This window comes from Blautia massiliensis (ex Durand et al. 2017) (genome assembly GCF_001487165.1).
Taxonomy (GTDB): domain Bacteria; phylum Bacillota; class Clostridia; order Lachnospirales; family Lachnospiraceae; genus Blautia_A; species Blautia_A fusiformis.
This window is the reverse complement of record NZ_LN913006.1, coordinates 1,725,431-1,744,608: the sequence shown is the minus strand read 5'-3', so window position 1 is coordinate 1,744,608 and position 19,178 is coordinate 1,725,431. Positions and strand designations below refer to the sequence as shown.

The window sequence follows — 19,178 nt, the reverse complement described above, 5'->3', positions numbered from 1 at the left end:
TCATTATAGCATAAAGTATATAGAAATACGAGAATGGGACAATGGTTTATGAGTAATATTTTACAGGGAAAAGAAGAATATTTTACCCTTATCCAAAAATATTCCCATTATCAACCTGTGGGCCGGATGATAGAATATAATCAGATTAAAGGAAAGGGAGGAGAAAGAGCCGTGTCAGAATATGTTCTTGAATTAAAAGGTATTACGAAGATATTCCCCGGTGTCAAAGCTCTGAATAATGTACAGTTCCAGCTCAAGCCTGGTGAGGTTCACGCACTGATGGGTGAGAACGGTGCTGGTAAATCTACGTTTATCAAGGTTATTACCGGAGTACATAAAGCAGAAGAAGGTGAGATGTTCCTGAACGGACAGAAGGTTGACTTCAAGGGTCCGAAGGATGCCCAGGAGGCAGGTATTGCAGCCGTATATCAGCATCCGACATCATATCCGCACCTTACAGTTGCAGAAAATATTTTTATGGGTCACGAGATCATCAAACATCATATGATCCAGTGGAAAGAGATGAATCAGGAGGCGAACAAGTACTTAGGTGAGTTGGATGCAGATTTTGATGCAACCGCTGAGATGGGAACTCTTTCTGTTGCACAGCAGCAGATGGTTGAGATCGCCAAAGCGCTTTCCACAAATGCAAAGATCATCATTCTGGATGAGCCTACAGCAGCACTTACCAGAAACGAGTCGGAGAAGCTTTACACACTGGTTGATAAGCTGAAAGAGAATGGCGTTTCCATTATCTTTATTTCCCACCGTTTCGAGGATATGTATCGTCTGGCTTCCAGAGTTACCGTATTCCGTGATTCTCAGTATATCGGAACCTATGATGTAAACGGGATCACAAACGCAGATCTGATTAAGGCAATGGTTGGACGTGAGATCAATGATCTGTTCCCGAAGCCGGAGGTTAAGCTGGGAGATGAGATGCTTCGTATTGAACATCTTTCCAGAACAGGATTTTTCAAGGATGTTTCCTTCAATGTACGTGCAGGCGAGATCGTAGGTCTTACCGGTCTGGTCGGTGCAGGACGTACAGAGGTTATGGAAGCTGTCAGCGGAATCACCCATCCGGACGAAGGAAAGGTTTTCCTTGAGGGAAAAGAGGTTTATATCAAGACTCCTTCCGAAGCAATGGAAAAAGGTATCATCCTTCTTCCTGAGGACAGACAGAAGCAGGGCCTTGTCATGAGCTGGGGCCTTGGAAGAAACGTAACCCTTCCGATCATCAGCAAATATGCAAAATCCGGATTCAATGACGAGAAAGCAGAAAGAGAGCTTTCCAAGAAGCTTCTTGAAGAAGTAGATACCAAGGCTGTTGATATTTTCCAGCCTGCAAGTTCACTGTCCGGTGGTAACCAGCAGAAGGTTGTTGTTGCCAAGGCACTTGCTCAGGAAATGAAGGTCGTTATCATGGATGAGCCGACAAAGGGTGTCGATGTTGGTGCAAAAGCCGAGATCTATGCGATCATGGGAGATCTTGCGAAGAAGGGCTATGCCATCATCCTGATCTCTTCCGAGATGCCTGAGATCCTTGGAATGTCTGACCGTATCATTGTTATGTGCAACGGCCGTAAGACAGGTGAACTGAACAGGGGAGAGGCAACACAGGAAGGAATCCTTGAGCTGTCCATGGAAAAGAGCACTGGAAAGGGGACTAAATAATGGAAAAGAAATCTGTTATCAAGAAGATTACAGGCTCCCGAGAGGCTCTGCTGGCAATTATCGTGGTCGTGCTGTTTGCCGTTGTCACAGTGATCAGCCCGTCATTCCTTACGCCGAAGTCACTCATGGAGATGCTGAAAAATAATGCAGTAACAATGGTAATGTCACTTGGTATGCTGTGTGTCATGCTGGTAGGCGGAATCGATATTTCCATCATGTCAACTCTGGCACTTTCCGGTATGTCCATCGGTATGCTCCTGAAATACGGACATATCACAAGTACATTACTTGCTTTCATCATTGCAATGGCGATCGGTATTGCCTGCGGACTGGTTGTAGGTCTTGTGATCTCAAGAGCAAACGTTCCGCCTATCATTGCAACCATGGGCTTTATGTACATCTACAGAGCAATGGGTTATCTTGTTTCCCACGGTGGTGAGTGGGCAAGTGCCGCAGCTCTTGGTGAGTTTAAGAATTTTGCAACAACCAGCTTCCTTGGGATCAACAAGGTTATCTGGGTGATCATCGTATGCTATGTGGTATTCTTCTTCTTTATGAAATGGACAAGAACAGGACGAAGGATCTACGCAGTAGGAAGTAATGCAAGCGCAGCACAGGTTTCCGGTATCAATGCAAAGAATATCAACCTTCTTGTATATGTGATCATGGGATTCCTCGCAGGTCTTGGCGGAGCACTTCAGGTATCTGTTTATGCTTCTGCAATGCCTGATATGCAGTACGGCGGTGAGATGGATGTTATCGCAGCCTGCGTTATCGGTGGTGTAAGCATGAGCGGTGGACGTGGAACCGTAGTAGGTGCATTCCTCGGTTCCATTATCCTTGCAACGATCGCAAAAGCTCTTCCGCTTGTAGGTATCAGTTCACTGTGGCAGAACATGATCAAGGGTGTTATCATCCTGGTAGTAGTTGTGATCAACGTTGTTCTGCAGAGAATCGCAGATAAAAACGCATTAAAGGGAAGGGAGATGTAAATCATGGCTGGAAAATCTGGAAGAAGTATTAACAATGTGCCGGAAAATCCGATGAAACACATCATATTCAGTTGGGAAGGCATCCTGGTCATTCTCTTTATCCTGGTAAATATTTTCTGCGCATCATTTTCTGAGTTTTATAATATGAAGAGTGTTCTTCGTCAGATGCCGGTTTACCTTGCAGAGGTATTCATGATGTTCCCGATGGCGTACATCCTGGTATTAGGCGAGATCGATATTTCCGTAGGTGCGATCGTGTGTCTCTCCGCTACCTTAAGCTGTATGGTCTGCAACACAAACGCTCCGTTCATTGTAGTAGTACTTACAGCACTGGCTGTTGGTGCCCTCTGTGGTGCGGTTAACGGATTTATCCTTACCCGTTTCAAGGAGCTGCCTCCAATGATCGTAACACTGGCAACACAGATCATCTTCCGTGGTATCGCTGAGGTAACACTTGGAGCCGGCGGAAGTATTGCAATCACAAACACAGATGGCTTCCGTGCTATCGGTGGAAAGGTTGGAAATATTCCATATATTCTTTTCCTGGTCCTGATCCTTGGTGTACTTTTTGCGATCTTTCTTGGAAAGAGCACATTCGGACGCCGTACATATGCGATCGGAACAAACCGTGTGGCAGCTTATTACGCAGGTGTTCACGTAGAGAAGATCCGTTTCATCATCTACACAGTTATGGGACTTATGTCCGGACTTTGTGCAGTATTCCTGGTATCCTCTTCCTACGGTGCAAATACAACAACCGGTAACGGATTTGAGATGGATGCCATTGCAATGGCAGTATTCGGAGGTATCTCCTCCACAGGTGGTAAAGGTAACCTGGCCGGCGGTATCATTTCTGCATTCATCATCGTATGCTTACGAGTTGGCCTTGGACAGAAGAACGTAAATGCACAGGTGATCCTTCTTATCATCGGTGTACTTCTGGTAGCAGCAGTAGCTCTTCCGAATATCATCGGCGATGTGAAAAAAGCAGTCGCAATGAAGAAAAACTAAATATCACTTTTGAAACTCATATGATTGTTAGCTGCCTCCATTGGTGTAGCGGAGGCAGCAGCATATAAAAAAATTATATTCTTATAGGGAGGAACAACAATGAAAAAAAAGGTAATTAGCGCAATCCTTTGTGGAGCAATGGTTCTTGGTACAGTTTGCCCGGTTCTTGCAGCAGATGACAAAAAAGATGATACTAAGACAGAAGCAGCAGCTGGCGATTCCGCAAAAGACAAAAAGATCGCTCTGGTTGGTAAAGCAGCCGGTAACGCATTCTTCGAGATCGCAGCGAAATCTTTCCAGGAGACAGTAGAGGCTGAAGGCGGCGAGGTTCAGGTCGTTTATCCTGAGACAGCTACAGCTGATGCACAGATCAAGGTTCTTGACAACCTGATTTCCCAGGACTTCGATGCAATCTGTATTTCCGCTAACGATGTTAACGCTCTTCAGGCTAAGCTTGAGGAAGCTATGGATGAGGGAATCAAAGTATCTTCCTTCGACTCCGCACCGAACAAAGACAGCCGTGAGATTTTCGTAAACCAGGCTGGTACGAAAGAAGTTGCTCAGGCACTTATGGATGCAGTTCTTGATATTTCCGGTGGTGAAGGACAGTTCGCTATCCTTTCCGCTACATCTCAGTCCGCTAACCAGAATGCATGGATCGACGCAATGAAGACCATCATGGAAGGCGATGACAAATACAGCAAGCTTGAGCTTGTAGACGTTGTATACGGTGATGATGAGCCGCAGAAATCCACAGACCAGACAGCAGCTCTTCTTCAGAACTACAAGGATCTGAAGGTTATCTGCGCACCTACAACAGTTGGTATCGCAGCAGCAGCTAAATATCTTCAGGATAACGGATCTTCCTGCAAGCTGACCGGACTTGGACTTCCATCTGAGATGCAGGAGTACACAGGTGATGATGATTCTCATTCCTGCCCATACTTCTATCTGTGGGATATGCAGGGCCTTGGAAAACTCAGCGCTTACACAACAATCGCTCTGATCAACGAAGACATCACAGGTGCTAAAGATGACAAATTCACAGCTGGTGACCTTGGTGACTACACAGTAACAGAGGCAGATGACGGCGGTACAGAGGTTGTTCTTGGTGCACCTCTGAAATTCGATACAAGCAACATCGAGGAGATGGCTAAGCTGTACTAATCAATCCTCAGATTGACTGTAATATTCATATGATAAATCCTTTCAGAGCAGGCGAGGTCTTTGGACTCCGCCTGTTTCTGTGTGCAGAGACGTTGGAGGTTCTTTTGCGCAGATCTTTTATATGAGGATTTTAGTTGTGTGGATGTGACAGCAGTGCTAAAATGAGGATAAAGAGGAACAAAGAAAGAAGAAACGGATAAAGGAGAGGAAGGCATGCAGCAGGCGCTACTGGATCAGCTGAGAAAGATCACAGAAGAAGAACGAAAGATCCTGGATGGAGAGGCAGAGGTGGACAGAGACCTTTATACCTCCGGCAGGGACTTTACCGTGGACAGCGGAAAAATGCTGGAGGAAGGCCGGCTGATCGCGGTCCGTACCCATACCCGTTTTGTGCATTTTCCGGCACACCGGCATAATTTCGTGGAAGTGCTCTATGTCTGCGAAGGCTCTCTGACTAACATCATTGATGGCAAAAAAGTCATCGTTAATAAGGGTGAGCTGCTTTTTCTCAACCAGTTTACGAAACATGAGATCCTGAAGGCTGGACAGAACGATATTGCCATTAACTTTATGGTGCTGCCGGAGTTTTTTGATGTGGCTTATTCCATGACCGGCAATGATAATATGCTGGCAGATTTTCTTGTGAATGTGCTCAGACAGGATGAGGAACGGGGAGAATATCTGCATTTTAAGGTGGCAGAGGTGCTACAGATCCAGAATCTTCTGGAAAACATCATCTATTCCCTGGTAAATGGAGAAGAGAACCGGGAACGGATTAATCAGACCACAATGGGCCTGATCTTTATGTATCTGGTGGAATCCGTACAGTACGTGGAGATGCGTCTTCCCAACCAGTACGAAAACATGATCTCCATGACCACACTGGACTACATTGAGCAAAAATACCGGACAGCTACCCTGACAGAGCTGTGCAGCCGTCTTCATCTGCCCATGCATGTATTAAGCAAGATGATCAAAAAAACGACAGGATTTAACTTTAAGGAACTTCTTCAGCGAAAACGTCTGAACAAGGCGGTGGAACTGATGTGTGACACAGATCTTCCCATCAGTGATATCATTGCCGCGGTGGGATATGAGAATAACAGTTATTTTCACCGGGTATTTAAAGAACATTATCATATGACACCCAGAGCATTTCGGGTAAAGAACAGCGAAAAAGAGCAGGTGAGGCTTTAACCCCACCTGCTTTTTAAATGTCGTGGAACTGTCCGATCTTATCCTTGATCCGCTGCATCTCATTATCCATGTCGATGACAGCTCTGGCGCAGTTGAGAAGTTCATCACTGACTTCTTCATATCCATCCATTTCTTCGATATTCTGCTTATAACGAAGCTGATGCTCCAGTGTGGCCCAGAAATCCATGCCGTTGGTACGGATCTGGATCTCGGCTCTCATCGGTGTTTTTCCTTTGGAGAAAAATACGGGGATTTCTACGATCATGTGATAGCTGCGGTAGCCGTTGGGCTTTGGATTTTTGATGTAATCTTTTACCTGGATAACAGTGATATCGTCCTGCTTGGAGATCAGATCCGCAATGGTGTAGATATCATCGATAAAAGCGCACACAACCCGGATGCCGGCTACATCATTCAGCTGATTCTGGATATTCTCGGCTGTAAATTCATAGCCAAGCTTCTTAAGCTTCTTGTAAATGCTTTCCGGTTTTTTGATCCTGGTTTTGATAAAAGAAATGGGATTACGTTTATATTCCACGGAAAATTCATCGTTGAGGACTTCCAGCTTGGTACGGACCTCCCGGACAGTACAGCGGTACATCATCATCAGGTCGTTAAATTTTGCGGAATTTTTGATAAAAACCCGGGGATCCGGTGTATCCAGCCAGTTATTGGTATTTTCTTTTGCCATGGTATTTTTTGAGAGAAACTCCTTTCGTATGTGAAATCTGCTGAAAACAGTAAAGACAGATTCTGATCTGTTCCTGTTATTTTTCGGCAATGTGATAAGATAATTATAGAATAAAATGACATTTTTTTCAACTTTTGTATTGACAGATTAAAAATCCTGTGCTATTTTATATGAAGAGTTTAATCAAGTAAACCACTAAACCGTTGAAGCGGAGATAAAAGTTTTCATGCGCGCACAGAGAATCCGGGAGGGTGAGAGCCGGGTCGAGAAGCAGTTTACTAAATGGACCGCTGAGGGCACAGGGAAAGGTATCCCGGATACCGAGTATTCTGTGACGTGAAGGCATACGTCAGTTGCCGGGAATATGCAGGTATTCCGACAAGTGCACAGGTCATACTGTGAAGCAGGGTGGCACCGCGGGTGTATTGGATTTTGAACGCTCGTCCCTGGCAGAACTGGATTCTGCCGGAGACGGGTTTTTTTTGTTACATAAATGTAGATCAGGAGGGACTGAATATGTATCCAGCATTAGAAGGATTAAGAGAAATCGCAAAGTCAGGGGAATACCGGCGTATTCCCGTATGCAGAGAACTGTATTCCGACCGCTATACACCCGTAGAAGTCATGAGGACCTTACGCACAGCCAGCAGACATTGCTATCTTCTGGAAAGTGCCAGCCAGACAGAGGTATGGGGACGCTATTCCTTCCTGGGATATGAGCCATCCATGGAGATCACCTGTACAGACGGAAAGCTTCAGATCCGCAGGATCCATGAGGACGGAACTGAAGAAAAAACCGTACAGCAGGTGAAGCATCCGGGAGATGCTATTCGGGAGATCCTGAAAGAATACAAAAGCCCGGTGATGGAAAATATGCCGACCTTTACCGGAGGTCTGGTGGGATATTTTTCCTACGATTACATCAAATACAGCGAGCCGAAGCTGGAGCTTACTGACGAGACAGTACAGGATTTCCGGGATATGGATCTGATGCTTTTTGACCAGGTGATCGCCTTTGACCATTACAGACAGAAGGTGCTTCTGATCACCGGAGTGATGACAGATGATCTGGAAAATGCCTACCAGAATGCGGAAGCGAAACTAAAAGAGATGGCGGATCTGATCCGCAATGGAAAGCAGGATGAATTCCCGTCACTGAAGCTGAAATCTTCCATTGAGCCGCAGTTCCCGAAAGCAAAATACTGTGAGATGGTTGAGAAAGCGAAGTATTACATCCACGAAGGAGATATTTTCCAGGTGGTGCTCTCCAATCCGATGCGAGCGAAAGCAGAGGGAAGTCTGTTTGATACATACCGTGTTCTCAGGGCTACCAATCCTTCGCCGTATATGTTTTATTTTTCCAGTGATGATATTGAGATTGCAGGAGCCTCCCCGGAAACACTTGCCAGGCTTGCAGGAACAGAATTAAGTACCTTCCCGCTTGCAGGAACAAGACCAAGAGGCAAGACAAAAGAAGAAGACCTGGTGCTGGAAAAAGGACTCCTGGCTGATGAGAAGGAACGTGCCGAGCATAACATGCTGGTGGATCTTGGGCGAAATGATATCGGAAAGATCAGTAAGATCGGTACTGTGAACGTAGAAAAATATATGTGCATCGAGCGTTTTTCTCATGTGATGCATATTGGTTCCACAGTTACCGGCCAGATCCGGGATGACAGGGATGCGGTGGATGCAGTGGATGCCATCCTTCCGGCAGGAACACTTTCCGGAGCACCGAAATTCCGTGCCTGCCAGATCATCCAGGAACTGGAACAGAGCAAGCGAGGTATTTACGGCGGTGCTATCGGATATCTGGATTTTGCCGGAAACCTGGATACCTGTATTGCCATTCGCCTGGTTTATAAGAAAAACGGTGAGATCTGTATCCGGTCAGGAGCAGGGATCGTAGCAGACAGCATTCCGGAAAGTGAATTTCAGGAGTGCTGCAACAAGGCAAGAGCCGTTGTACAGGCAATCGAAACTGCACAGGAGGGACTGGAATGATAGTACTGATCGATAATTATGATAGCTTTTCCTACAATGTTTATCAGCTGATCGGTTCTGTGGAGCCGGATATCAAGGTGGTAAGAAATGATGAAGTGACCATCAAAGAGCTGGAGGCCATGAAGCCGGAGGCATTGATCCTTTCCCCTGGTCCGGGAAAACCGGAGGATGCGGGAATCTGTATTGAATCCATAAAATATTTCAAAGACAAGCTGCCGATCCTGGGTATCTGCCTTGGACATCAGTCCATCTGTGAAGCCTTCGGAGGGACAGTATCCTACGCAAAAGAGCTGATGCACGGAAAGCAGAAAGAGGTACATAAAGTTGGAAAGAGCCGGATGTTTGAAGGACTTCCGGAAACTTTTCCGGCAGCCAGATATCACTCACTGGCAGCTATCCGGGATACTTTACCGGAGGAACTGGTTGTTACCGCTGAGTCTGAGGACGGAGAGGTGATGGCACTGGAGCATAAAGAATATCCGATATTCGGATTACAGTTCCATCCGGAATCTGTTATGACACCGGATGGAAAAACAATGATCGAGAACTTTATGAAGGTTATCAGAGACAGATAAGACAGAGAACAGCAATCCATAAAAGATAGAATCGTTACAAAACAGGAGGAAACAACAATGATCAAAGAAGCAATCCTCAAGCTTTCAAAAAAAGAAGATCTTACATATGACGAAGCAGAAGCCGTAATGAATGAGATCATGGACGGAGCGGCAACACCGGTACAGATGGCATCCTACCTTACTGCACTTTCCCTGAAAGGAGAGACTATTGATGAGATCACTGCATCAGCAGCCGGAATGCGTGCACACTGCATCAAGCTTCTCCACGATATGAATGTTCTGGAGATCGTAGGAACCGGTGGTGACGGAGCAAACTCCTTTAACATTTCCACGACATCTTCTCTTGTGATCGCAGCAGGTGGCGTTCCGGTAGCAAAACACGGAAATCGTGCAGCATCTTCCAAGAGCGGTGCAGCAGATGTTCTGGAAGCACTTGGCGTAAAGATCACCATTCCGCCGGAAAAAAGTGCAGAGATCCTGAAAAAGATTAACATCTGTTTCCTGTTCGCCCAGAATTATCATATTGCCATGAAATATGTGGCACCGATTCGTAAAGAGCTGGGAATCCGCACGGTATTTAATATCCTCGGACCATTAAGCAACCCGGCAGGCGCAAACATGGAGCTGATGGGAGTCTTTGACCAGTCTCTGGTAGAGCCGCTGGCACAGGTTATGATGAAGCTTGGCGTGAACCGTGGAATGGTAGTTTTTGGACAGGATAAGCTGGATGAGATCTCCATGAGCGCACCGACTTCTGTGTGCGAGATCAAGGACGGATGGTTCCAGTCCTATGAGATCACACCGGAGCAGTTCGGCTATACACGCTGCAGCAAAGAAGATCTGGCAGGCGGCACACCGACAGAGAACGCAGAGATCACAAAAGCCATTGTAAACGGAACCGAAAAAGGCCCGAAGCGTCAGGCGGTCTGCATGAACGCAGGTGCAGCACTTTATATCGCAGGAAAGGCAGAGAGCCTGGAAGCCGGCGTAAGAAAGGCTGAAGATCTGATCGACAGTGGTGCAGCTGCTGCCAAGCTTGCGGAATTTATCAAATTAAGTAACGAGATTTGAAAATAATAGCGGCAGAAGAGAAATCGGCAATCCCTATCGGAAGAGATACGAACGGAAACATTAATCTGTCAGACTTCTTGAAATTGCCGAATGAGAGTTGAACTGAAATATCAAGGAGACAAACAAAGAATGAGCGAAAAAAACATTCTGGAGGAAATCGCAGAAAAAACAAGAGAACGTATCCGGAAGGAAAAACGTCAGTTTCCCCTGGATCAGCTGAAAACCCTGGCAGAAAAAGCGCCACAGCAGCCGTCCTTTCTGGAAGCGTTGAAAAAGCCGGGTATGTCCTACATCTGTGAAGTAAAAAAAGCTTCCCCCTCCAAGGGGCTGATCGCACCGGAATTTCTGTATCTGGAAATTGCGAAAGAATACGAAGCAGCAGGTGCATCTGCGATCTCCTGCCTCACAGAGCCATTTTATTTCATGGGAAGTGATACTTATCTCCGTGAGATCACAGAAACAGTGGATATTCCGGTCCTTCGGAAGGACTTCACGGTGGATAAGTACATGATCTATCAGGCAAAAGCATTCGGTGCATCGGCAGTGCTTCTGATCTGTGCTATCTTAAATGACCAGGAACTCCTGGAATACCGAGAGCTTGCAGAAACTCTGGGAATGGATGCACTGGTGGAAGCTCATGACGAGAATGAAGTGGCAAGAGCATTAAAGACAGGTGCAAAGATCGTCGGTGTAAATAACCGTGACCTGAAAACCTTTAAGGTTGATATGAATAACAGCATCCGTCTTCGAAACCTGGCACCGGACAATGTGGTATTTGTGTCTGAGAGCGGAATCAAAAACGCAGGTGATATCGCTATCCTGGAAAGAAACCGGGTAGGTGCAGTCCTGATCGGTGAGACTCTGATGCGAAGCCCGGATAAGAAAGCTGCATTGGAAAATCTGAATGGTGGAGCGCTTGTATAAAGGCCAAACGAAAGGATAGAGCAAATAAGTAACAGAGCTGACCAGCAGCAAATAGTAACGAAACAGGAAGGGGCAGGGTCAGACAGAAAGGGCAGGATTGGCTGAATATGAGAGAACAACCGTTGAAACATGGGAGCAGAACCAGGATCAAGATCTGCGGCCTGACCCGCCCGGAAGATATCCAGGCAGTGAACCAGGCTAAACCGGACTTTGCAGGATTCATTGTAGAATTCCCAAAAAGCAGAAGAAACGTCACCGTGGAGCAATTGAAGGCTTTCCGGGAAGAACTGGATGATAGCATTTTGCCGGTAGGCGTATTCGTCAATGCACCGGTGGAGCTTCCCGCACAGCTTTTAAACGAGGGAACCATCGCACTGGCACAGCTTCACGGCCAGGAGGACGAGAATTATATCAGACAGCTTAAGACCATGACAGACCAGCTTCTGATAAAGGCTTTTTCCATAAAAACAGAAGCAGATATAAAGAAAGCGATCCGTTCGGAAGCAGACTATATTCTGCTGGATCAGGGCGCAGGAGGAACAGGAGAAACTTTCGACTGGAGTCTGGTACCGGCGATCAAACGGCCCTGGTTTCTGGCAGGAGGTCTGGGCTGTGAAAATCTGGAATCGGCCATACATCTGCTTCACCCCTGGGCAGTAGATTTAAGCAGTAGTGTAGAAACCGACGGTCACAAAGATCCGGATAAAATATTAGAAGCAGTATACGCAGTAAGGAACATAAAGGAGGAAATATAACATGTCAAAAGGAAGATTCGGCATCCATGGCGGACAGTACATCCCGGAAACACTGATGAACGCCGTTCTGGAGCTTGAGGAAGCATACAACCATTACAAAAACGATCCGGAATTCAACCGTGAGCTCACAGAGCTTCTCAATGAATACGCAGGAAGACCATCCCGTCTTTACTATGCGGCACATATGACCGAGGACCTTGGCGGAGCCAAGATCTATCTGAAAAGAGAAGACTTAAACCACACAGGAGCCCACAAGATCAACAACGTACTTGGTCAGGTGCTCCTGGCAAAAAAAATGGGCAAGACCCGTGTCATCGCAGAGACAGGAGCCGGCCAGCACGGTGTTGCAACTGCAACCGCAGCAGCACTGATGGGAATGGAATGTGAGGTATTCATGGGAAAAGAGGACACCGAGCGTCAGGCTCTGAACGTATATAAAATGCGTCTCCTCGGAGCAAAGGTCCATGCAGTCACAAGCGGAACCGCAACCTTAAAGGATGCCGTTTCCGAGACCATGCGTGAGTGGACAAACCGTATTGCAGATACCCATTATGTACTGGGATCTGTTATGGGCCCGCACCCGTTCCCGACCATCGTACGTGATTTCCAGGCCGTGATCTCCAAGGAAATCAAAGAACAGATGCTGGAAAAAGAGGGCAGACTTCCGGATGTTGTCCTGGCTTGTGTAGGCGGCGGCTCCAATGCTATCGGAACCTTCTACAATTTCATTGAGGACAAAGACGTTCGTCTCATCGGCTGTGAGGCGGCAGGACGTGGCGTGAATACTGCGGAGACTGCGGCAACCATTGCAACCGGTCGTCTCGGAATCTTCCATGGTATGAAATCTTACTTCTGCCAGGATGAATACGGACAGATCGCACCGGTATACTCCATCTCCGCAGGTCTTGATTATCCGGGTGTAGGTCCGGAGCATGCACACCTTTATGATATCGGAAGAGCAGAGTACGTTCCTGTTACAGATGACGAAGCAGTAGAGGCTTTTGAATATCTTTCCAGAACAGAAGGAATCATTCCTGCGATTGAAAGTGCCCACGCAGTGGCCTATGCGAAAAAGATCGCACCGACACTTGGAAAGGACAAGATCATGGTAGTTACCATTTCAGGACGTGGAGATAAGGACTGTGCGGCAATTGCCCGCTACAGAGGGGAGGATATTCATGAATAAGAGAATTACAGAAGCATTTGCAAACGGAAAAGCATTTATTCCTTTTTTAACCTGCGGAGATCCGTCTCTGGAGGTAACAGAGCAGCTGGTTTATGCAATGGAAGAAGCAGGAGCAGATCTGATCGAGCTTGGGATCCCGTTCTCAGATCCTACCGCAGAGGGACCTGTGATCCAGGAAGCTAATGTCCGGGCACTTGCAGGCGGCGTGACTACAGATAAAGTTTTTGCAATGGTAGAAAAAATCCGTAAAAATACAAAAATCCCAATGGTATTCATGACCTACGCAAACGTAGTATTTTCTTACGGAACAGAGCGTTTTATCAAGAAAGCAGCGGAAGTTGGAATGGATGGACTGATTCTTCCGGATGTTCCGTTTGAGGAAAAAGAAGAGTTTGATGTTGTGTGTAAACAGTACGGCCTTGACCTGATCTCCCTGATCGCACCGACCTCCCATGAGCGGATCGCCATGATCGCAAAAGAGGCGGAAGGCTTTGTTTACTGCGTATCTTCCCTTGGTGTAACAGGAATGCGTACCAGCATTACCACAGATATCGGAGCTATGGTGAAATTAGTAAAAGCTCAGAAAGACATTCCATGTGCAGTAGGATTCGGAATCTCCACACCGGAGCAGGCAAAAAAAATGGCAGATCAGTCAGACGGTGCCATTGTAGGATCTGCGATCGTGAAGCTCTGTGGTGCCTACGGCAAAGACTGCGTGCCGAAGGTGAAGGCTTATGTGAAAGAGATGAAGGATGCAATCAGATAAGTTCCCGGCTGAAATTGGAACACAGATCACAAAGTGTAATAAAAATCTGCTTTATCCCAAAGAAAGGGTAAAGCAGATTTTTTTCTGCTCTGAACAGAGGCCGGAAAAATTGCAGGAAATATCTACTTGACAGTCAGAGACCAAATGATAGATGATATAAAAAAAGGTGAGGAGGAAATTGGGGATGAATCGGGAAGAAGCAAAGAAGAAAGCAGAAGCGCTGGTTGCCAGGATGACTCTGGAGGAAAAGGCCAGTCAGTTAAGGTACGATGCACCTGCAATAAAAAGATTGGGAATTCCGGCGTATAACTGGTGGAATGAGGGACTTCACGGTGTTGCCAGAGCAGGGCAGGCAACGGTTTTTCCACAGGCGATCGGAATGGCGGCTGCTTTTGACCGGAAAAGTGTGGCAGAGATGGCCGGTATCGTGGCAACAGAGGGCAGAGCAAAGTATAATGCATATTCCGTAAACGGTGACAGAGATATTTATAAGGGATTGACGTTCTGGTCTCCTAATGTCAATATTTTCCGTGATCCACGATGGGGTAGAGGCCATGAAACTTATGGGGAAGATCCGTATCTTACAAAAGAACTGGGAGTTTCCTTTGTAAAAGCACTTCAGGGAAATGGGGATACAATGAAGGCAGCAGCCTGTGCCAAACATTTTGCAGTACATTCCGGGCCGGAGGCACTCCGTCATGAATTTGATGCGGAAGCATCCGCAAAAGATATGGAAGAAACGTATTTGCCGGCATTCGAAGGTCTGGTAAAAGAAGCCAAAGTAGAAGCGGTTATGGGAGCTTATAACCGGACAAACGGGGAACCCTGCTGCGGAAGTCCCACATTACAGAAAAAACTCAGAGGCGAATGGAAATTTCAGGGGCATTTTGTATCAGACTGCTGGGCAATCCGTGATTTTCATGAACACCATATGGTAACGGATACAGCCGTTGAATCTGCAGCACTGGCTATTAATAATGGCTGTGACCTGAATTGTGGAAATACCTATCTTCACATTATGAAGGCATACGAAAAGGGGCTTGTCACAGAAGAAACCATAACCCGGGCAACAGTGCGGCTTTTTACCACAAGGTATCTGCTGGGGTTGTTTGATGGAAGCGAATATGACAATATCTCCTATCTGGAGGTAGAATCTCCCAGGCATCTGGATGCAGCGGAGAAAGCAGCGGAAAAAAGCTTTGTTCTGCTGAAAAATAACGGGATTCTTCCGCTTGATAAAGAAAAACTGAAAACAATAGGGATCATCGGACCAAATGCGGACAGCAGACAGGCGCTGATCGGCAATTATCACGGGACAGCTTCCAGGTATATTACCATACAGGAAGGCATCCAGGATTATGTGGGAGACGATGTAAGGATCCTTACTTCCAGAGGCTGTGATCTGTTCCGAGACCGGACGGAGCACCTTGCGTTTACCAGAGATCGTATTGCGGAAGCGAAGGTGGTTGCGGAAAACAGCGATGTGGTGATCTTATGTATGGGACTGGATGAGACACTGGAAGGAGAAGAGGGAGACACCGGAAACAGCTATGTATCGGGAGATAAAGAAGATATTGAACTTCCCGGAGTACAGCGAGAACTGATGGAAGCAATCGCAGACACAGGAAAACCGGTAGTATTCTGTCTGCTGGCAGGAAGTGACCTTAATCTGAAATATGCGGCAGAGAAATTTGATGCCGTCATGATGCTGTGGTACCCTGGATGCCAGGGCGGGAAGGCAGCGGCAAAGGTACTGTTTGGAGAAATCTCGCCATCAGGAAAACTTCCGGTGACATTTTATGAAAGCCTGGAAGAACTTCCGGATTTTACCGATTATTCCATGAAAGGCAGAACATATCGCTATATGGAACGAAAAGCACAGTTTCCTTTTGGATATGGTCTGACGTACAGTAAGGTGGCAGTAGATAAAGCAGAGGTCAAAACATGTGGACAGAAGATAAACGTGGAGGTAGAAGTGCAGAATAACGGCGCATATGATACAGAGGATGTTGTTCAGATTTATGTAAAAAATATCGACAGCAAAAATGCCATTCCAAATCCGATGCTGGCCGGTTTTCATCGGATATTCCTGAAGGCGGGAGAATGCCGAAAAATAGAAATCCCAATATGGGAAAAAGCATTCACCGTAGTAGATGAAACAGGAAAACGGATGGAAGAAGGAAAGAAATTTGAAATTTATGCAGGCTGCAGCCAGCCGGATGAAAAAAGCAAAGAACTGACCGGGATCATGCCGGTAAAGATCATCTGGGAAAAATAATAAGAAAATCTAAAGTAACAGGAGGGCGATGCATCAGGTAGCGCCCTCCCTTTATATCTAACGCATAAACAACCGTACCATTTTCTCATAAATCTTCCGATATTTCTGATACCGCATAGGAAGATCGATCCAGGTCTTTTTATCTACAATACTCTTATAATGAGAGAATGTCCGGAAGCCGTCGATGCCATGATAGGATCCCATGCCGCTTTCACCAAAGCCGCCGAAGCCCATATTGCTGGTTGCCAGATGTATGAGGACATCGTTGATACAGCCACCGCCGAAACCACATCGGGAAGTAACTTCCCGGGCATTTTTTTCATCTTCGGTGAAGATATAAAGAGCCAGCGGATGTGCCATGGAATTGATCTTTGTTACGGCACCTCCGAGAGAGTCATAGGTGAGGACCGGAAGTACCGGACCGAAGATTTCCTGCTGCATGACCGGATCTTCGAAGGTTACGTTATCAAGAACCGTCGGCTCGATCTGAAGTGTTTCACGGTTGGAACCACCGCCGCAGACAGTTTTGGAAGGATCGATCAGACTGTTGATACGGTCGAAATGCTTTTCGTTGATGATCTTTCCATAATTCCGGTTCTTCAGTGCTTCTTTTCCATACTGGCGTGTGATCTGTCTGCGAAGCTCTGCGACCAGGGCTTCTTTGATCTCCGGATCACAGTAGATGTAGTCCGGAGCCACGCAGGTCTGGCCACAGTTCAGGAACTTGCCGAATACGATACGTTTTGCCGCAAGGCGGAGATTGGCTGTTTTGTCCACGATGCAGGGGCTTTTTCCACCCAGCTCCAGAGTGACTGGTGTGAGGTGTTCGGAAGCCTTTCTCATGACCTCTTTTCCCACAGACTGGCTTCCCGTGAAGAAGATGTAATCAAAGTGCAGACTGAGAAGATGTGTGTTTTCCGCACGTCCGCCTGTGACAGTTGCAACGTATTTTTCATCGAAACATTCATGGATGAGAAGACGGATCACTTCACTTGTTGCCGGTGAGTAGGCGCTTGGTTTCAGGATGACTGTGTTTCCGGCTGCAATGGCGTCTACCAGTGGTTCTATGGTGAGAAGAAACGGATAGTTCCACGGACTCATAATGAGAACCACACCGTAGGGGGATGGTTTGCGGAAACTGTGGGAATGGAACTGTGCCAGTGGAGTTGGAACGGTCTGTTCTTTTGCGTAGGAGCGGATATTTTTCAGCATATGTGTGATCTCGGAGAGCACCAGTCCGGTCTCACACATATAGCTTTCGAAATTACTTTTTCCAAGATCATTTTTCAGCGCGGCGTGGATCTGATCTTCGTGTTTCCGGATGGAAGCGCGGAGACGTTTCAGGGCGCTGATGCGAAAATCAAGGTCAAGAGTTGCGCCGGAGTAGAAGTACTGGCGCTGTTTATCTAAAAGCTGGTTGATCTGTTCTTTTTCCATGGAATTGTAGTCCTTTCTGAAAAAACTGTATTCGAAATATCGAAAAAATCTTTCTATGCCAATGGCTGTTTTAGCAATTGCCTGCCGGAGGCATCAGTCTGTAATACAGTGTTTCAAGTTCGCCGGCATCCATCAGTACAGGAACCGGGTACAGAGGATTGGCTTCTTTATCTGCGTAATGGGCAAGCTCCGGGATGTCTGTTTCCTGGATTTCCGGAATATAGTCTCCGATGCTAAAGCGTTTTTTCATATCTTTTATTGCATCAATAAACATCCGGGCAGCAGTTTTATCGTCCTCATGTTTATCGCAGAGACCGGCAGTTACGGCAAGGTTGCGGAGTTTGTGAGTGATGGAATCTCCGTATGTTTCCAGTACCATAGGAAGGATCACTGCATTGGCAAGCCCATGTGGAACATTATATTTTCCGCCGAGGGAATGTGCAATTGCGTGGACATATCCAACGTAGGATTTGGTGAAGGCACAGCCTGCGAAATAGGAGGCGCGGAGCATATTTCGTCTTGCTTCAATATTATTGCCGTCTGTGTAGGCGGTATCCAGATTTTCAAAGATCAGTCTGACAGCATCCAGGGCATTTTTTCTTGTGCCAGGTGTAGTGGAATTTCCAATGTAGGCTTCCACCGCGTGAGTCAGGGCATCCATGCCGGTGGTAGCTGTGATAAACGGCGGAAGGCTTAAAGTCACTTTCGGGTCAAGGACTGCGTAGCGTGGGATCAGCGGAAAATCGTTGATGGCATATTTGTGCCGTGTTTCTGCATCGGTAATGACAGCAGCAAGTGTTGTTTCACTTCCTGTTCCTGCAGTCGTGGGGATGGCGATGAGAAGAGGAAGCTTTTTGTGGATCTTCAGGATTCCCTTCATCTGAGCAAGAGACTGGTGTGGCTTGGCAATGCGGGCTGCTGTGGCTTTTGCACAGTCCATACTGGAACCTCCGCCGAAGCCGATGATCGCCTGGCAGTCATTGTCCAGATACATGTGAAGGGCTTCGTCCACATTGACGGTTGTTGGATTGGCAACGGTTTTGTCGTAGATGTGGTAAGAGATGCAGCTTCGCTTCAGTGTCTGCTCCAGTCTTTCTGTAAGGCCAAGGCTTCGGATCCCTGCATCTGTGATGATGAGTACATTGTTATAGTTTCTTTTTTCCAGAACTTCCGGAATACCTTTGACGCTTCCGATGATCTTCGGATTGCGGTAAGGAAGCAGTGGAAGGGCGAATTTAAAGACATTCTGGAAAACCCGGCAGTAAGCTTTTTTTAATGGATTCATGGTAGTTTTTTTTCCTTTTAAAGTCAAATTATTTTATTCTAAATATTATATATAGCAGTTGGAAGGGGAAAAGTCAAGATTGCCGTTTATGGAAGTGCATCGCGAAGCGTGTTGCTGAGAACAGAGTAACCGTAACGTCATAAAAAAGAAAACAGGAAATAT

Annotated in this window: 16 protein-coding genes; 13 read left to right on the top strand and 3 right to left on the bottom strand. The window is 46.6% G+C overall.

Annotated features, from left to right (window positions below; genetic code table 11):
• The first annotated feature begins 171 nt into the window (after positions 1 to 171).
• The 5 genes from BN3261_RS09025 (at position 172) to BN3261_RS09005 (ending at position 6,044) form a co-directional block, all read left to right on the top strand.
• Positions 172 to 1,677 carry a sugar ABC transporter ATP-binding protein gene (locus BN3261_RS09025; RefSeq protein WP_059086913.1) on the top strand — a complete coding sequence of 502 codons (1,506 nt, stop codon included), beginning with the start codon at positions 172 to 174 and terminating at the stop codon, positions 1,675 to 1,677.
• Positions 1,677 to 2,669, top strand: coding sequence for an ABC transporter permease (locus BN3261_RS09020; RefSeq protein WP_059086065.1), 993 nt, complete (start codon positions 1,677 to 1,679; stop codon positions 2,667 to 2,669). The genes BN3261_RS09025 and BN3261_RS09020 overlap by 1 nt, the downstream gene beginning before the upstream one ends.
• 3 nt (positions 2,670 to 2,672) lie before the next feature.
• Positions 2,673 to 3,680 (top strand): ABC transporter permease, encoded by a 1,008-nt coding sequence (locus BN3261_RS09015; protein WP_059086064.1) that lies wholly within the window; start codon positions 2,673 to 2,675, stop codon positions 3,678 to 3,680.
• 99 nt (positions 3,681 to 3,779) lie between these two features.
• Complete coding sequence (locus tag BN3261_RS09010) at positions 3,780 to 4,847, top strand: substrate-binding domain-containing protein (RefSeq protein WP_059086063.1); 1,068 nt, start codon at positions 3,780 to 3,782, stop codon at positions 4,845 to 4,847.
• Between the two features lie 213 nt (positions 4,848 to 5,060).
• Positions 5,061 to 6,044: an AraC family transcriptional regulator gene (locus tag BN3261_RS09005; RefSeq protein ID WP_059086062.1), complete on the top strand. Its 984-nt coding sequence runs from the start codon at positions 5,061 to 5,063 to the stop codon at positions 6,042 to 6,044.
• 13 nt (positions 6,045 to 6,057) lie between these two features.
• Here the strand turns inward: BN3261_RS09005 and BN3261_RS09000 are convergent, their stop codons facing one another.
• The gene (locus BN3261_RS09000) at positions 6,058 to 6,735 is read right to left on the bottom strand and encodes a GTP pyrophosphokinase (RefSeq protein WP_059086061.1); all 678 of its coding nucleotides are present in this window, start codon (positions 6,733 to 6,735) and stop codon (positions 6,058 to 6,060) included.
• Between the two features lie 516 nt (positions 6,736 to 7,251).
• Between BN3261_RS09000 and trpE the strand changes: the two genes are divergently transcribed.
• The 8 genes from trpE (at position 7,252) to BN3261_RS08955 (ending at position 16,294) form a co-directional block, all read left to right on the top strand.
• Complete coding sequence (gene trpE, locus BN3261_RS08990; protein ID WP_059086060.1) at positions 7,252 to 8,739, top strand: anthranilate synthase component I; 1,488 nt, start codon at positions 7,252 to 7,254, stop codon at positions 8,737 to 8,739.
• Positions 8,736 to 9,314: an anthranilate synthase component II gene (locus BN3261_RS08985; protein WP_059086059.1), complete on the top strand. Its 579-nt coding sequence runs from the start codon at positions 8,736 to 8,738 to the stop codon at positions 9,312 to 9,314. The genes trpE and BN3261_RS08985 overlap by 4 nt, the downstream gene beginning before the upstream one ends.
• Positions 9,315 to 9,371: 57 nt before the next feature.
• The gene (gene trpD / locus BN3261_RS08980; protein ID WP_059086058.1) at positions 9,372 to 10,385 is read left to right on the top strand and encodes an anthranilate phosphoribosyltransferase; all 1,014 of its coding nucleotides are present in this window, start codon (positions 9,372 to 9,374) and stop codon (positions 10,383 to 10,385) included.
• 129 nt (positions 10,386 to 10,514) lie between these two features.
• Complete coding sequence (gene trpC, locus BN3261_RS08975; protein ID WP_059086057.1) at positions 10,515 to 11,309, top strand: indole-3-glycerol phosphate synthase TrpC; 795 nt, start codon at positions 10,515 to 10,517, stop codon at positions 11,307 to 11,309.
• A 107-nt stretch (positions 11,310 to 11,416) separates the two neighbouring features.
• Positions 11,417 to 12,064 (top strand): phosphoribosylanthranilate isomerase, encoded by a 648-nt coding sequence (locus BN3261_RS08970; RefSeq protein ID WP_059086056.1) that lies wholly within the window; start codon positions 11,417 to 11,419, stop codon positions 12,062 to 12,064.
• Position 12,065: 1 nt separating this feature from the next.
• The gene (trpB, locus tag BN3261_RS08965) at positions 12,066 to 13,250 is read left to right on the top strand and encodes a tryptophan synthase subunit beta (protein WP_015527286.1); all 1,185 of its coding nucleotides are present in this window, start codon (positions 12,066 to 12,068) and stop codon (positions 13,248 to 13,250) included.
• On the top strand, positions 13,243 to 14,016 hold the full coding sequence (gene trpA / locus BN3261_RS08960; RefSeq protein ID WP_059086055.1) for a tryptophan synthase subunit alpha: 774 nt from the start codon (positions 13,243 to 13,245) through the stop codon (positions 14,014 to 14,016). Before trpB ends, trpA begins: the two co-directional genes overlap by 8 nt.
• Before the next feature lie 184 nt (positions 14,017 to 14,200).
• Positions 14,201 to 16,294, top strand: coding sequence for a glycoside hydrolase family 3 C-terminal domain-containing protein (locus BN3261_RS08955; RefSeq protein WP_059086054.1), 2,094 nt, complete (start codon positions 14,201 to 14,203; stop codon positions 16,292 to 16,294).
• 57 nt (positions 16,295 to 16,351) lie between these two features.
• On the opposite strand, the gene BN3261_RS08950 is transcribed toward BN3261_RS08955, so the two are convergent.
• Entirely contained in the window at positions 16,352 to 17,731 is a 1,380-nt protein-coding gene (locus BN3261_RS08950; RefSeq protein WP_059086053.1) for an aldehyde dehydrogenase, read from the bottom strand.
• A 70-nt stretch (positions 17,732 to 17,801) separates the two neighbouring features.
• Positions 17,802 to 19,016: an iron-containing alcohol dehydrogenase gene (locus tag BN3261_RS08945; protein ID WP_022426709.1), complete on the bottom strand. Its 1,215-nt coding sequence runs from the start codon at positions 19,014 to 19,016 to the stop codon at positions 17,802 to 17,804.
• Positions 19,017 to 19,178 lie beyond the last annotated feature (162 nt).